Source organism: Photobacterium sp. 2_MG-2023, assembly GCF_030547675.1.
Lineage (GTDB): Bacteria > Pseudomonadota > Gammaproteobacteria > Enterobacterales > Vibrionaceae > Photobacterium > Photobacterium arenosum.
Genome location: NZ_JAUOQQ010000028.1, coordinates 1 through 14,746, shown reverse-complemented (window position 1 = coordinate 14,746; position 14,746 = coordinate 1). Strand labels below are relative to the sequence as shown.

The 14,746-nt window shown below is 52.6% G+C and carries 13 protein-coding genes and 2 tRNA genes; 14 read left to right on the top strand and 1 reads right to left on the bottom strand.

Annotated features, from left to right (window positions below):
- Window positions 1–15 precede the first annotated feature (15 nt).
- The 7 genes from ispD to rpoS are packed head-to-tail and all read left to right on the top strand — an operon-like array spanning window position 16 to window position 5,768.
- Window positions 16–711, top strand: coding sequence for a 2-C-methyl-D-erythritol 4-phosphate cytidylyltransferase (gene ispD / locus Q4491_RS18490; protein WP_192015720.1), 696 nt, complete (start codon window positions 16–18; stop codon window positions 709–711).
- The gene (gene ispF, locus Q4491_RS18485) at window positions 711–1,184 is read left to right on the top strand and encodes a 2-C-methyl-D-erythritol 2,4-cyclodiphosphate synthase (protein WP_192015719.1); all 474 of its coding nucleotides are present in this window, start codon (window positions 711–713) and stop codon (window positions 1,182–1,184) included. The genes ispD and ispF overlap by 1 nt, the downstream gene beginning before the upstream one ends.
- Window positions 1,185–1,214: 30 nt before the next feature.
- Complete coding sequence (truD, locus tag Q4491_RS18480) at window positions 1,215–2,279, top strand: tRNA pseudouridine(13) synthase TruD (protein ID WP_192015718.1); 1,065 nt, start codon at window positions 1,215–1,217, stop codon at window positions 2,277–2,279.
- Window positions 2,260–3,009 (top strand): 5'/3'-nucleotidase SurE, encoded by a 750-nt coding sequence (gene surE, locus Q4491_RS18475; protein ID WP_192015717.1) that lies wholly within the window; start codon window positions 2,260–2,262, stop codon window positions 3,007–3,009. Before truD ends, surE begins: the two co-directional genes overlap by 20 nt.
- A 2-nt stretch (window positions 3,010–3,011) precedes the next feature.
- Window positions 3,012–3,641 carry a protein-L-isoaspartate(D-aspartate) O-methyltransferase gene (locus Q4491_RS18470; protein WP_192015716.1) on the top strand — a complete coding sequence of 210 codons (630 nt, stop codon included), beginning with the start codon at window positions 3,012–3,014 and terminating at the stop codon, window positions 3,639–3,641.
- 3 nt (window positions 3,642–3,644) lie between these two features.
- Window positions 3,645–4,706: a peptidoglycan DD-metalloendopeptidase family protein gene (locus Q4491_RS18465; protein ID WP_303459745.1), complete on the top strand. Its 1,062-nt coding sequence runs from the start codon at window positions 3,645–3,647 to the stop codon at window positions 4,704–4,706.
- Window positions 4,707–4,760: 54 nt separating this feature from the next.
- On the top strand, window positions 4,761–5,768 hold the full coding sequence (rpoS, locus tag Q4491_RS18460; protein ID WP_192015714.1) for an RNA polymerase sigma factor RpoS: 1,008 nt from the start codon (window positions 4,761–4,763) through the stop codon (window positions 5,766–5,768).
- Between the two features lie 151 nt (window positions 5,769–5,919).
- Here the strand turns inward: rpoS and mutS are convergent, their stop codons facing one another.
- Complete coding sequence (gene mutS / locus Q4491_RS18455) at window positions 5,920–8,490, bottom strand: DNA mismatch repair protein MutS (protein ID WP_192015713.1); 2,571 nt, start codon at window positions 8,488–8,490, stop codon at window positions 5,920–5,922.
- A gap of 162 nt (window positions 8,491–8,652) precedes the next feature.
- On the opposite strand from mutS, the gene pncC reads away from it, so the two are divergent.
- The 7 genes from pncC to Q4491_RS18420 all read left to right on the top strand — a co-directional run bounded on the left by pncC (window position 8,653) and on the right by Q4491_RS18420 (window position 14,746).
- Complete coding sequence (gene pncC, locus Q4491_RS18450) at window positions 8,653–9,141, top strand: nicotinamide-nucleotide amidase (RefSeq protein WP_303459740.1); 489 nt, start codon at window positions 8,653–8,655, stop codon at window positions 9,139–9,141.
- A 128-nt stretch (window positions 9,142–9,269) separates the two neighbouring features.
- Entirely contained in the window at window positions 9,270–10,334 is a 1,065-nt protein-coding gene (gene recA, locus Q4491_RS18445) for a recombinase RecA (RefSeq protein WP_192015711.1), read from the top strand.
- A 186-nt stretch (window positions 10,335–10,520) separates the two neighbouring features.
- Window positions 10,521–10,982, top strand: a complete 462-nt coding sequence (gene recX, locus Q4491_RS18440) for a recombination regulator RecX (protein ID WP_192015710.1) — start codon at window positions 10,521–10,523, stop codon at window positions 10,980–10,982.
- Between the two features lie 187 nt (window positions 10,983–11,169).
- Window positions 11,170–13,794 (top strand): alanine--tRNA ligase, encoded by a 2,625-nt coding sequence (alaS, locus tag Q4491_RS18435; protein WP_303459736.1) that lies wholly within the window; start codon window positions 11,170–11,172, stop codon window positions 13,792–13,794.
- A 329-nt stretch (window positions 13,795–14,123) separates the two neighbouring features.
- Window positions 14,124–14,321, top strand: coding sequence for a carbon storage regulator CsrA (gene csrA / locus Q4491_RS18430; RefSeq protein ID WP_027253546.1), 198 nt, complete (start codon window positions 14,124–14,126; stop codon window positions 14,319–14,321).
- Between the two features lie 218 nt (window positions 14,322–14,539).
- A tRNA-Ser gene (locus Q4491_RS18425) sits at window positions 14,540–14,631 on the top strand.
- Between the two features lie 41 nt (window positions 14,632–14,672).
- Window positions 14,673–14,746 (top strand) — tRNA-Arg (locus Q4491_RS18420).

Sequence of the window (14,746 nt, the reverse complement as noted above, 5' to 3'; positions counted from 1 at the left end):
GGCAGTAAACCCATCATGACTCAAACCTTAACGGCGGTAGTGCCTGCTGCAGGTGTCGGCAGTCGTATGCAGGCCGACAGGCCGAAGCAGTATCTGGTTATCGCAGGCAAAACGATACTGGAACATACGGTGGACAGCTTGTTACAACACCCCGCTATTAGCCGGGTAGTGATTGCGATCAGTGACGGCGATCCTTATTTTAATCATTTGTCTCTGGCCCGTCGTCCGGATGTCGTCGTGGTATCAGGCGGTAGTGAACGTGCCGATTCAGTGTTTTCCGGCCTGGCCACACTGGCGGATAATGATTGGGTACTGGTGCACGATGCTGCCCGTCCCTGCCTGCATCAGGATGATTTGTCCCGTCTGATTGAACAGGCACAGCAGCATGCCTTTGGCGCCATTCTGGCCGCACCGGTGCGCGATACCATGAAACGTGGTAACGGCCGGCAAACTATTGCGGCAACAGTGGATCGCACCGACCTTTGGCATGCATTGACCCCCCAGATGTTTCGGGTCAGACAGCTCAGAGATGCCATGGTCAAATCGCTGGCGGAAGGGGCTGTGCTCACTGATGAAGCATCGGCGCTGGAATATTGCGGCTTTTCGCCGCGGCTGGTGCCCGGTCGGGCTGATAACCTGAAAGTCACTCAGCCTGAAGATCTGGCACTGGCTGAATTTTACCTGCAGCAACGACAAAAGGAGCAGGCATAATGCGAATTGGACACGGTTTTGACGTACACAAGTTTGGCGGTGATGGCCCGGTGATCATCGGCGGGGTTGCAGTGCCTTATGAACAGGGTCTGATTGCTCACTCCGATGGTGATGTCGCTCTGCATGCTGTGTGTGATGCGCTGCTGGGCGCGATAGGTGCCGGCGATATCGGCCGTCATTTCCCTGATACCGATGCGGAGTGGGCGGGGGCAGACAGCCGCGTGCTGCTGCGTGATGTGTACGCCAAGGTTAAAGCGAAAGGCTACCGCCTGGGCAATCTGGATGTCACAATTATTGCGCAGGCACCGAAAATGGCGCCTTATATTGAACAAATGTGCCAAACCATTGCCGACGATCTCGACACCACGGTCGATAATATTAATGTAAAGGCCACAACGACTGAACGTTTGGGTTTTACGGGCCGCAAAGAAGGCATAGCCTGCGAAGCGGTCGTTTTGCTGCGCTCGCTCTGACGCCGCCCCTTCCTGTATAACGGAAAGAATATGACAATTGATATGGACAGCCTGAACTGGCTGAATGGTAAGCCTGTCTGCCAGGGACGAAGCAAAGTTCGCCCGGAAGATTTTATCGTCAAAGAGCAACTGGGTTTTGACTTCACCGGCAGTGGTGAGCATTTCATGGTGAAGATCCGTAAAACCGGCGAGAACACCAAATATGTTGTCAACGAGCTGGCGAAAGCGTGCGGAGTGAAATCCCGCGATGTCAGCTGGGCTGGCCTGAAAGACAGGCACGCTGTGACCGAGCAGTGGCTGAGTGTGCATCTGCCGGGTAAACCAGACCCGGATTTGACGTCATTTGTCGCCGAGCATCCAGGCGTCGAAGTGCTGGCGACCGATCGTCACGACAAAAAACTGCGTCCCGGCGATCTGGCCGGCAACCATTTTGAGTTGCGTCTGAGCGAGCTGGATAACCCTCAGGATCTCGACGCGCGGCTGAAGAAGATTCAACAGCAGGGCGTGCCGAATTACTTTGGTGCGCAACGTTTTGGCCATGACGGTAATAACGTGGTCAAAGCCAGAGCCTGGGGGAACGATGAATTTCGTGTCCGCGACAAGAGTAAGCGCAGCTTCTACCTGTCAGCTGCCCGCTCCTGGTTGTTTAATCTGGTGTTGTCCCAGCGTATTGCCGACGGCAAGGCAGGTACCTTGTTAGCGGGCGACTGTGTTCAGCAGCAGGGCAGAGAAGACTGGCAGCTGGTTGAGCAAATCACGCCTGAATGGCAGGCACAGGTGGCGGCGGGTGAATGGCTGATTACTGCGCCTGTGACCGGCGACAATGCGCTGCCCAGCCAGGGTGAGGTGGCGGCTTTTGAAATGGCGGTGATTGAGCAGGAGCCATTGCTGCTGAAACTGATCCGCGATAACAGGATGCGACACGAACGTCGTCCCCTGATGCTGCGTCCGGCGGACATGCACTGGCAACTGCATGCTGATCAGCTGGAAGTGCAGTTCTCCTTGCCTGCGGGATGTTTCGCCACGGCAGTATTAAGAGAACTGATTGATGAGCCTGAGCAGAAGGATGGCAGATATGCGAATTTTGATCAGTAATGATGACGGCATCTTTGCTGAAGGAATCAATACACTGGCCGATACCCTCAAAGAGCTGGGTGAGGTGTATGTGGTGGCGCCGGATCGTAATCGCAGCGGCGCCTCTAATTCACTGACACTGGAAACTCCTTTGCGTGTTCGTGAAGAAGGTATCAGGCGTATGTCGGTGGAAGGGACACCAACAGACTGTGTACACTTCGCGCTGAACGAGTGGCTGACCGATAAACCGGATATTGTGGTGGCCGGGATTAATCACGGCGCCAACCTGGGTGATGATGTGTTGTATTCAGGCACAGTGGCTGCCGCGACGGAAGGGCATTTTCTCGGCGTACCGGCCATTGCTGTGTCTTTAGTCGGTCGTGAACATTTTGCTACGGCCGCTCAGGTTGTCAAAGAAGTGGTGGGGCGTTTGATGGCCCAGCCTCTGCCGAGAAATAAAATTCTCAATATCAATGTGCCGGATGTGCCTTTGTCTGAACTGGGCGAATGGCAGGTGACGCGCCTGGGTGCCCGTCACCGTGCGGAAAAAATGGTCAGGGACGTTGATCCCCGCGGCAAAACGATATACTGGCTTGGTCCCCCCGGGAGTTGCCAGGATGCCGGGCCAGGTACAGACTTTTATGCGATAGAACACAAGCAAGTATCAATTACACCGCTTCAGGTTGATCTGACAGCACACGATGCGCTGGACGACTTGGCACAGTGGATGAAACAAGTGGAGAGCAACTGATAATGCGCTATGCGGAACAACGCCATAGCCTGATGGAATATTTGTCTCAGCAGGGGATAGCAGACCGTAGGGTATTGCGGGTAATGGATACGGTTCCCCGTGAGCATTTTATTGATGAAGCCTTGTCGCACAAGGCTTACGAGAATAATGCCCTGCCCATCGGGCGTGGGCAGACCATTTCACAGCCTTATATTGTGGCCAGAATGACAGAGTTGCTTGCCTTGCAACCCGGCACCCGAGTGCTGGAGATTGGTACCGGCTCTGGCTATCAGACCGCGATTCTGTCTCGTATGGTGGAGCATGTTTACTCGGTTGAACGCATTAAGGCTTTGCAGTGGCAGGCCAAGCGCCGTTTCAAACAGCTGGACTTACATAATATCTCGACCAAGCATGGTGATGGCTGGCAGGGATGGTCAAGTAAAGGGCCATTCGATGCCATCATAGTGACCGCTGCCGCGGAGGTCGTCCCGCCGGCGTTGCTCGAGCAGCTGTCTGAAGGGGGGCGCCTGGTGATCCCTGTCGGTGAGCAGCACCAGATGCTGAAACGCATCCGCTTACTGGATGGTCACTATGTGACAGATGAAATTGCGCCGGTCCGATTTGTGCCTCTGGTGGCAGGGGAGCTGGCGTAGCGCATGAAAGGTTTTAGCGGAAAAAAGCACAAACTCCCGATGGTACTGGCAGCCTGTTTGTTGCTGTCGGCCTGTGCCACTTATCCGCCTGATGGCGCGAACTATGATAACACCCGGCCTGGTAGCTACCGGGGCAGTTACTATGAAGTGCAAAAAGGTGACACCCTTTATTTTATCTCTTACCTTTCAGGTCGTGATGTCAACGACTTGATTGCACTTAATCAGCTGACGCCCCCTTATACGATATATCCCGGCCAGAAATTGTTTCTGTGGAAGTCCAAATACGTAGCCCCTCAGTTTGGCCAGAAAGTGGCAGCTAAGCCTGCGCCATCTATCAATAAAAAACCGCCAGTGTCACCCAAGCGGGAAGCTGTGTCTTACCAACCTGTAGTTGTGGTCGGTCCAGTTGCGACAGCTGCCGCCGCTTCAGGTACGGCGGCAGCTACAACTGCTGTGGCGGTTGCTAAACCACCAGTAAAATCAACACCCCCGAGTAAACCGGCTAAAACACCGCCTCAGACTAAAGCTAATCCGGCTACAATACCTGCAAAAACCGTGCAAAAAAGCGTCAATAAAGATGTTGATCGCGCTCCCACAAAAGAGTACTCTCAAGACTCAAAAAGTAACAAAGTTGTTACAAGTAAGGTTGGCACAAGTGACAAGGCAGGCAAGTCGCCTGCACCTGTCGCTGACAAGGTTGATACCTGGGTATGGCCGGCGAAGGGAAGAGTCGTTTCCCGCTTTTCCAGCAGTGATAATGGTAACAAAGGCATTGATATTGCAGGCCAGAGAGGCCAGGACGTCAACGCAACAGCTGCAGGGAAAGTGGTGTATGCCGGCAATGCATTACGGGGCTATGGCAACCTTGTCATTATAAAGCACAATGACGACTACTTAAGTGCATATGCACATAACGACAGAGTACTCGTCAGAGAGCAAGATACGGTAACCGCAGGGCAAAAAATTGCTTTGATGGGCAGCTCGGGAACGAACAATGTCCGACTGCACTTTGAGATCCGTTATAAAGGCAAGTCAGTGAATCCGCTCAAGTACCTGCCAAACTGACAGACTGCTCGGGCGTGGTGAACCGGATTTGCAAAACGCTATCTGGGAGGCGCTATGAGCAGAAGTAATGCAGCTACTGATATCGAAAACTATGAAGAGTTTGAAGATGAGATGGAGCTCGATGTTGAAGAACAGGAAGCCGATGTTTCAGCAAAAGCAGACTCAGAGGTTGATGACGCCGACGAAGATTTGGATATCTCGTCCTACAGTGTCACTCAGAAAGCACTGGATGCCACTCAGCTTTATCTCGGTGAAATCGGCTTTTCCCCACTTTTAACCGCCGAAGAAGAAGTTCTCTATGCCCGCCGCGCGCTGCGGGGTGATGAAGTCGCCCGTAAGCGCATGATCGAAAGTAACCTGCGTTTAGTGGTGAAGATCTCCCGTCGTTACAGTAACCGTGGTCTTGCCCTGCTGGATCTTGTTGAAGAGGGCAACCTGGGCCTGATTCGCGCAGTGGAAAAATTCGACCCTGAGCGCGGTTTCCGTTTCTCTACCTATGCAACCTGGTGGATCCGTCAGACCATTGAACGGGCTATCATGAACCAGACCCGGACCATCCGCTTACCAATTCATGTGGTGAAAGAGCTGAATGTCTATCTGCGTACGGCTCGTGAGCTGGCTCAGAAGCTGGATCATGAACCCACAGCGGAAGATATTGCCCTGCAGCTGGATAAGTCGGTGGATGATGTGAACCGCATGCTGCGTCTGAATGAGCGTGTCGGCTCGGTCGATAACCCAATTGGCGGTGATACCGAAAAAGCCCTGCTGGATATCATTCCGGATGAACGTTGTGGCGGCCCGGAAACCTCCACGCAAGATGACGATATGAAAACCTCTATTGTCACTTGGCTGCAGGAACTGAACCCTAAACAGCGTGAAGTGCTGGCCCGACGTTTTGGTCTGCTGGGCTATGAAGCCTCCACCCTTGAAGATGTCGGCCGTGAGATTGGTCTGACCCGAGAGCGTGTGCGTCAGATCCAGGTCGAAGGCCTGCGCCGCCTGCGTGACATGCTGACACATCAGGGCCTGAATATTGAATCCCTGTTCAACCAGGAAATTTGAGGCAAGTGCACTTCTTAAGTGCATGCTGACACAACGAAAGAAGCAACAAGCACAAACAAGAAATAAGAAATAAGAAACAAGATAAAAAGGTAAAAGAAAGGACGCTTCGGCGTCCTTTCTTGATCGTGCCTGATCCGTTACCTGTAACCCGTTACAGCAACGCTTTTAAACGGTACAGCTCATCCAGGGCTTGCCGTGGTGTCAGCTCATCCGGATTCAGGCGCGCCAGCGCTTCTTCTACTTCGCTGGGCTCAGGGATCAGCGAGAGTTGCTGGTTGTCTGCGCGCTGCGCCTGTGGCTGGTCCATGGCGTGCTGGTGGCCCGTGGTCTCCAGTTGCTGCAGCTTCTGCTTGGCTCGCTTAATCACTGATTTAGGGACACCCGCCAGGCTGGCAACCGCCAGTCCGAAAGACTTGCTGGCAGCTCCTTCCTGCACGGCGTGCATAAAGGCAATTTCATCACCGTGCTCAATGGCATCCAGATGAACATTGGCCAGCCCGGGTATCAGTGACGGTAATTCTGTCAGTTCGAAATAGTGGGTGGCAAACAGCGTCATGGCTGCGATTTTTTCAGCCAGCCATTCGGCACTGGCCCAAGCGAGAGAAAGTCCGTCATAGGTGCTGGTGCCACGGCCGATTTCATCCATCAGTACCAGGCTGTTTTCCGTGGCGTTATGAAGAATATTGGCGGTTTCCGTCATTTCCACCATGAAGGTGGATCGGCCTGAGGCCAGATCGTCAGAGGCACCGATCCGGGTGAAAATGCGATCCAAAGGCCCAATAGTGGCGGAATCTGCCGGTACGTAAGAACCAACATGTGCCATCAGAGCGATCAGCGCAGTCTGACGCATATAGGTGGATTTACCGCCCATGTTCGGACCTGTGATGATCAGCATGCGGCGATCTTGGTGTAACGAGATCGGGTTAGCAATGAAAGGCGCATCCAGCACCTGCTCGACCACCGGGTGCCGGCCGGCATTGATATCCAGGCCGGGTTTATCGCTCAGTGCCGGGCGGCAGTAATTCAGGGTATCTGCACGCTCAGCCAGATTGGCCAGTACATCCAGTTCCGACAGCGCGGCTGCAGTCTGCTGCAACTGAGCCAGATGCGGCAACAGGCTGTCAAAAAGAGCTTCCCAGAGTTGTTTTTCCAGTGCCAGCGCTTTGGACTTGGAGTTAAGCACTTTATCTTCGTGCTCTTTCAGCTCAGGGATAATGTATCGTTCTGCATTTTTCAGCGTCTGACGGCGAACATAATGGCTCGGTACTTTGTGGCTCTGACCGCGACTGATCTGAATATAAAAGCCATGCACCTGATTAAAACCGACTTTCAGGCTGTCGATGTCATGGCGCTCACGCTCGCGCTCTTCCAGTTCAGCCAGAAATTTGGTGGCACCATCGGCCAGATCACGCCATTCGTCCAGTTCGGCATTGTAGCCAGGTGCCAGCACGCCCCCGTCACGGATAATGACAGGCGGGTTTTCAATGATAGCGTGTTCCAGCAGGCTGCAAATCTCGTCCATTGGCTGGCTTTGTTCAGCCAGCTGGCGCAGTGATTCGCTGTTTAACTCGGCCAGCAGCTCAGCCAGTGCGGGCAGGTGCTGCAGTGCCGTACGCATGCGGGCAAGATCCCGTGGCCGGGCCGAGCGCAATGCCAGTCGGGCCAGAATCCTTTCCAGATCGCCCATGTGACGCAGCACGCCGGCCAGCTCGGCGAACATGCCGCTGTCTTTCAGGTTGCCGATGGCATCCAGGCGCAGATTCAGCTGCTGACGGTTTCTGACGGGCTGATGCAGCCAGCGTTTGAGCAGACGGCTGCCCATGGGAGTGGCAGTATGATCCAGCACGGAAGCCAGTGTATTCTCTGTCCCGCCGGCCAGGTTCTGGGTCAGTTCCAGATTACGTCGGGTAGCGGCGTCCAGGATCACCGATTGCTCCTGGGTATCCCGGGTGATGGCACGAATGTGAGGTAGCGCGGTGCGCTGAGTATCTTTCACATATTGCAGCAGGCAGCCGGCCGCACACAGGCCGAACTCATCGTTTTCAACGCCAAACCCCACCAGATCCCGGGTGCCGAATTGCAGCGTCAGCTGCTGGCGAGCAGTGTCCAGATCAAACTCCCACACCGGGCGTCGGCGTGCCCCTTTCATATGGCTGAAAAGGCCAGGTAAAGGAAAATCTTCCGGATACAGCAGCTCGACCGGACTGGTACGCTGCAACTCGGCCTGCATGGCTTCTTCGGTATCGGGCTCAATCAGCATGAAACGGCCGGAGGTGATATCCAATGTTGCATAGCCGAAGCGGCCATTCTGACAGAAAATCGCCGCAATCAGGTTATCGCGTCTCTCCTGAAGCAGCGCTTCATCGCTGACGGTACCGGGTGTGACAATACGCACAACCTGGCGTTCAACCGGTCCTTTGCTGGTGGCAGGATCGCCAATCTGCTCGCATATCGCGACGGAAACACCTAACTGAACCAGCTTGGCGAGATAACCTTCAACGGCATGATAAGGCACGCCAGCCATAGGAATGGGCTGACCGTTGCTTGAACCTCGCTTGGTGAGCGAAATATCCAGCAGTTGAGAAGCTTGCTTGGCATCATCAAAGAAGAGTTCATAGAAATCCCCCATGCGGTAAAACATCAGCACATCAGGGTTTTCAGCTTTAAGCCTCAAATATTGCTGCATCATGGGGGTGTGTGTTTCTAAACCTTTTATTGTCACGCTGTTGCCCGCATCAAACCGAGAAAAATCAGGCTGTCTAGGATACGTGAAAGCGTAATAGTGGCAAAGGGGGGAAGCGCAATTTCATGTCGCGACTAATGCTTGAAGCGCCCATACCATCCTAGTAAGGTGTCGGCATTGACTGTGTACGGAGGAAAGCCGATGGTGACGACATCTTTGTCAGCGCAGCTTGGTCAGGCACTGAAAATCCAACAATGGCTCGCCACTACCGCAGAATCCTGTACCGGTGGCGGTGTCTCTGCTGCTATCACGGATATTGCGGGCAGTTCTGCCTGGTTCGACCGAGCATTTATTACCTATAGCAATGAAGCTAAGCAGGAGATGCTTGGCGTTAAACCTGAAACTCTGACTCAGTACGGCGCGGTGAGTGAGCCTGTGGTGCAGGAGATGGCGAAAGGTGCGCTGGCACATTCTCTGGCCTCTATCAGCGTGGCTATCAGCGGTATTGCCGGGCCTGATGGCGGCACGCCGGATAAACCGGTCGGCACTGTCTGTTTTGCCTGGGCGGATACCACAGACTGGCTTGTTGCCGAAACCTGTCATTTTAGCGGAGACCGGCAGGCGGTACGTGCGCAGGCGGTCGAGCGCGCATTGCAAGGCTTACTGGAGCGCCTGAATACTCTGCAGTGAAGATCACACTCTTGCCCGGCCCGGTAGCTGGTCAGGAAAAAAATGCCATACAGTGCTAGACACTGTATGAATAGACAGTATACTAACCAGTAATTTGAATATTGAATTAGCATCCGTTGGAGAGTCGAATGGACGACAACAAACAGAAGGCTCTTGCCGCTGCCCTGGGTCAGATCGAAAAGCAGTTCGGTAAAGGCTCCATTATGAAGCTGGGTGACAACCGTACGATGGACATTGAGACCATCTCAACCGGTTCACTGTCTCTGGATATTGCACTGGGTGCCGGCGGTCTGCCAATGGGTCGTATCGTAGAAATTTATGGTCCTGAGTCATCAGGTAAAACGACTCTGACACTGGAAACTATTGCCGCCGCACAGCGCAAGGGTAAAACCTGTGCATTTATTGATGCTGAGCACGCACTGGATCCTATTTATGCCAAGAAGCTGGGTGTGGATATTGATCAGCTGCTGGTGTCACAGCCGGATACCGGCGAGCAGGCGCTGGAAATCTGTGATGCACTGGCCCGTTCCGGTGCAGTAGACATGATAGTGGTCGACTCAGTTGCTGCCCTGACACCAAAAGCCGAAATTGAAGGCGAAATGGGTGATTCGCACATGGGCTTGCAGGCACGTATGCTGTCTCAGGCCATGCGTAAGCTGACGGGTAACCTGAAACAGTCTAACTGTATGTGTATCTTCATCAACCAGATCCGTATGAAGATCGGTGTGATGTTCGGTAACCCGGAAACCACCACCGGCGGTAACGCACTGAAATTTTATGCTTCTGTTCGTCTGGATATCCGCCGTACCGGCGCTATCAAAGAAGGCGATGAAGTGGTGGGTAACGAAACCCGCATTAAAGTGGTCAAGAACAAGATTGCAGCACCGTTTAAGCAAGCGGAAACCCAAATACTTTATGGTCAGGGCTTCAACCGTTTAGGCGAGCTGGTTGACCTTGGTGTGAAGAATAAACTAGTAGACAAAGCAGGCGCCTGGTATAGCTATAAAGGCGACAAGATTGGTCAGGGTAAGGCGAATGTTTGTAAGTACCTTGGTGAGCATCCAGAAATTGCTGAAGAGCTTGATAAGAAGCTGCGTGAGTTGCTGCTGAACCCTGCCACTGTTTCAGAAGCCGATGCTGAGCTGGCCAGTGCAGAGACAGATAAAGTCGATGCTCAGGATGAAGCTTTTTAATCACGACGAATGATGTCACGGCTGGATAGCCGAAGCAGTTATTCTTTAACGGGCGCTGTGCAGAGGTGAAACCACCCATGCCAGTGCCCGTTTTGTATTGACGGTTGAGCTACCGAAGTATTCAGAGAGCTCGGTATCAATCAGCAATCTATCTTGCTTGGTAATGTAAATCGGGGAGGTGTAAAGGTGAGAAGGCAAGCGCCCAAAATCTCGGCCAAAGAAGCAGCTGTGGGGTATCTGTCACGACGTGACCATGCCCAGCGTGAGTTACAACAGAAGCTCAAGCAGCGCGGCTACAGCGAGCAGGAGGTCAGTGATGCTGTTGCCTATTGCCAGGATTACAACTGGCTGGATGATGCCCGTTACGCGGCCATGGCAGTGCGTAACGGGGTATCAAAAGGCTGGGGCATGTTGCGTATCAAACAGGAAATGAAAATGAAAGGGGTGCATGACTTGTGTATCAAGCAAGCACTGGAAGATGCCGAAGTGGATTGGTTCGAACAGGCCAGAGCGGTGGCACAGCGCAAGTTTGGTGACACTCAAATGGACACACCGAAAGAAAAAGCACGCCGGTTACGTTTTATGCAATCAAGAGGTTTTAATTTCGACCAGATTCGGTATGCCTTAGCGGTTGAAGATGAATACTGAGGCTGATTCTGCCATTGTGTTAACAGAACATTTCCCGTCAAACCCGCGTTGTTTTACAATAGCCAGTAAACCTTTTATCTTAGATTGATTAAACCTGCATGTTAGCTGAACTTTGTTGTTCGGCAGCAGGCAACTGGGGCGCAGTTGCAGGCAGGGGGATTAACACAGCATTATTCAGGATTGTCAAATGTACATGAGCACTGATGAGATTCGCCGTGCGTTTCTTACGTTTTTTGAAAGCAAAGGCCACCAGATAGTCGAAAGTTCGTCGCTGGTTCCCGCCAACGACCCGACCCTGCTGTTTACAAATGCAGGTATGAACCAGTTTAAAGATACTTTCCTGGGTCTGGAAAAGCGTAATTACTCCCGAGCGACCACGGCGCAGCGCTGTGTACGTGCTGGTGGTAAACACAATGACCTGGAGAATGTCGGCTTTACTGCCCGTCACCATACCTTCTTTGAAATGCTGGGTAATTTCAGCTTTGGTGATTATTTCAAAGAAGAAGCAATTCAGTATGGCTGGGAATTTCTGACCGGTGTGCTGAAACTGCCGAAAGAGCGTTTGCTGGTCACTGTGTATCAGACCGATGATGAGGCCTTTAATATCTGGCACAAGGTTATTGGCTTACCGGAAGATCGTATTATCCGAATTGGCGACAAAACCGGCGGTAAGGCATACGAGTCTGATAACTTCTGGCAGATGGGCGACACCGGCCCGTGCGGACCTTGCACTGAAATTTTCTACGATCACGGTGATCATATCTGGGGTGGTCCTCCGGGTTCGCCGGAAGAAGACGGCGATCGCTTTATTGAGATCTGGAATATCGTTTTCATGCAGTTTAACCGCCAGGCCGACGGCCAGATGGATTCGCTGCCTAAGCCTTCTGTGGACACGGGGATGGGGATCGAGCGTTTGGCGGCCATCATGCAAAGCGTTCACTCAAACTATGAAATAGATATCTTTCAGGCGCTGATCAAAGAAGCGGCTTCTGTGATTGGCTATGACGATCTGACTAACCAGTCTCTGCGGGTTGTTGCTGACCATATTCGTTCCTGTGCTTTCCTGATTGTGGATGGTGTGATGCCGTCTAACGAAGGCCGCGGTTATGTTCTGCGCCGTATCATTCGTCGTGCGGTACGCCACGGCAACAAACTGGGTGCAACCGGTGCTTTCTTCCACAAGCTTGTTGGTCCTCTGGCTGAGGTCATGGGCAGCGCGGGTGAGACGCTGAAACAGCAACAGGCTATGGTTGAGAAAGTGTTGAAGATCGAAGAAGAAAACTTTGGTCGTACGCTGGATCGCGGTATGTCGATCCTGAATGAAGCGATTGACGCATTGGATGGCAAAGTACTGGACGGTGAAACTGTCTTTAAACTGTACGATACCTATGGTTTCCCTGCTGATCTGACCAACGATGTCGCTCGTGAGCGTGGTTTCAGCATTGATGAAGAAGGCTTCAACAATGCCATGGAAGCTCAGCGTCAGCGTGCCCGTGAAGCCGGTCAGTTCGGCGTTGATTATAACGACAGCGTGAAAGTGGATGCGGAAACTGAGTTTTGCGGCTACGACGGCACTCAGGGTGAAGGTCAGATTGTGGCGCTTTTCCGTGACGCTGAAGCGGTGGACACTGTGGCTGCCGGCGACAAAGCGCTGATCATTCTGGATCACACACCGTTTTATGCTGAATCTGGTGGTCAGTGTGGCGACACAGGACTGCTTTCCGCCAAGGGTGTGGTTTTCACCGTTGAAGACACGCAGAAGTTTGGCGACGCTATTGGCCATCAGGGCACCCTGAGCGAAGGATCTTTGTCTGTGGGTGATCGTGTGAATGCCCAGGTTGATGCTAAGCGCCGTGCGGCTATCAGTCTGAACCACTCTGCCACGCACCTGCTGCATGCGGCACTGCGTCAGGAGCTGGGTGAGCACGTGGCTCAAAAAGGCTCACTGGTGAAACCTGATAGCCTGCGTTTTGACTTCTCGCACTTGGAATCAGTCAAACCTGAGCAATTGCGCAAGATTGAACGCATTGTTAACGAACAAATCCGCCTGAACCATGTGATTGAAACCAATGTCATGGACATTGAATCCGCAAAATCCAAAGGGGCGATGGCGCTGTTTGGAGAGAAGTATGATGACCAAGTGCGCGTACTGAGCATGGGTGACTTCTCGACTGAGCTGTGCGGTGGTATTCATGCCCGCCAGACCGGTGATATTGGCCTGTTCAAGATAGTGTCGGAAGGGGGAATTGCCGCGGGTGTCCGTCGTATCGAAGCTGTGACAGGTGAAGGCGCCATCGAGGTGCTGCATGAGCAAGACAGTCTGTTGGCCGAAACGGCCAGTCTGGTGAAATCGGATTCAGCGTCTGTTGCCATCAAAGTGAATGCTTTGGTTACCCACAGTAAGCAACTGGAGAAAGAAATCCAGCAACTGAAAGACAAGCTGGCTGCCCAGGAAAGTGCTGATCTGATTAATCAGGTGCAAGAAATTAATGGTACTAAGGTCTTGATTGCTAAGCTGGACGGTGCAGATAACAAAGCACTGCGTGGTATGGTAGACGAGCTGAAAAACAAGCTGGGAAGCGGCGTTGTTGTCTTAGGTAACGTCAGTGACGGCAAGGTTGGCCTGATCGCTGGAGTCACCAAAGATGTGATCGCGAAAGTGAAAGCTGGCGATCTGGTGAATATGGTGGCTCAGCAGGTTGGCGGCAAAGGCGGTGGTCGTCCTGATATGGCTCAGGCAGGCGGTACAGATGCTGGGGCGTTACCCGCCGCGCTGGAAAGTGTGTCGCCTTGGCTGACCGAGCGTCTGTAACGAAGCGCCTTGATTGCAGAACGGCGACTTAAGTGTTGGTGTTGACTGTGGTACAGTCGACATCAATCATTCAAAAAGTGCTATAATTACAGTCAATTGAGTCGTTGAACCTGACAAAGGATGCAATGGCGAGTGGTCGAGTACAGTTTTTGGGTCTGATCTGAGTGGTACGCCAGATGCAGAAAATGTTTGTGGTTGATTGTTAAAGTCTGGATAATCGCCCACTTCTCGCTGTTTCTTGAGCAGTGACCATGAACTCTATGGGCTTTTTTGTGTAAAAAAGCTTTATAAACACTAATTACAAGTAAGATTACTCAAGGAGCAATCGAATGCTAATTTTGACTCGTCGCGTAGGTGAGACGCTAATGATCGGTGACGAAGTAACCGTGACCGTACTTGGCGTAAAGGGAAATCAGGTTCGCATCGGTGTTAATGCGCCGAAAGAAGTGTCTGTTCACCGTGAAGAGATCTACATGCGTATACAGGCAGAAAAAGATACCGGAACACAGGGTTCAGGTAACTACTAATTCCTGTTTTATAAAGAGGTCGGCTAATTAGCTGGCCTTTTTTGTTTTTGGCCGCAGACAACGCGCCAGGTCAGTGAAAATTATGACGAAGTCACCCCCCGGGAAGCTTTTGATAGCGGTTTGGTGATTAAGTGTTCAGCCAGCGATGGAAAGGCGCTTTTTCTCAATAAAGTGTTTGACTTATTTTTGCCTGACAGTAATATGAGCGACCGCAAGACGGTGAGGTGGCCGAGAGGCTGAAGGCGCTCCCCTGCTAAGGGAGTATACGGTTTATCCCGTATCGAGGGTTCGAATCCCTCCTTCACCGCCATTCCTTTCAACAGCTTGAAAGAAGTGGTATTTGCAAATTGCGCGTCCGTAGCTCAGCTGGATAGAGTACCTGGCTACGAACCAGGCGGTCGGAGGTTCGAATCCTCCCGGACGCG

Coding starts and splice junctions, on each gene's coding strand:
- pncC (WP_303459740.1), top strand. CDS start 8,653: ATGGTGACGACATCTTTGTCAGCGCAGCTTGGTCAGGCACTGAAAATC.
- ispF (WP_192015719.1), top strand. CDS start 711: ATGCGAATTGGACACGGTTTTGACGTACACAAGTTTGGCGGTGATGGC.
- ispD (WP_192015720.1), top strand. CDS start 16: ATGACTCAAACCTTAACGGCGGTAGTGCCTGCTGCAGGTGTCGGCAGT.
- csrA (WP_027253546.1), top strand. CDS start 14,124: ATGCTAATTTTGACTCGTCGCGTAGGTGAGACGCTAATGATCGGTGAC.
- rpoS (WP_192015714.1), top strand. CDS start 4,761: ATGAGCAGAAGTAATGCAGCTACTGATATCGAAAACTATGAAGAGTTT.
- alaS (WP_303459736.1), top strand. CDS start 11,170: ATGTACATGAGCACTGATGAGATTCGCCGTGCGTTTCTTACGTTTTTT.
- Q4491_RS18470 (WP_192015716.1), top strand. CDS start 3,012: ATGCGCTATGCGGAACAACGCCATAGCCTGATGGAATATTTGTCTCAG.
- Q4491_RS18465 (WP_303459745.1), top strand. CDS start 3,645: ATGAAAGGTTTTAGCGGAAAAAAGCACAAACTCCCGATGGTACTGGCA.
- truD (WP_192015718.1), top strand. CDS start 1,215: ATGACAATTGATATGGACAGCCTGAACTGGCTGAATGGTAAGCCTGTC.
- recA (WP_192015711.1), top strand. CDS start 9,270: ATGGACGACAACAAACAGAAGGCTCTTGCCGCTGCCCTGGGTCAGATC.
- surE (WP_192015717.1), top strand. CDS start 2,260: ATGCGAATTTTGATCAGTAATGATGACGGCATCTTTGCTGAAGGAATC.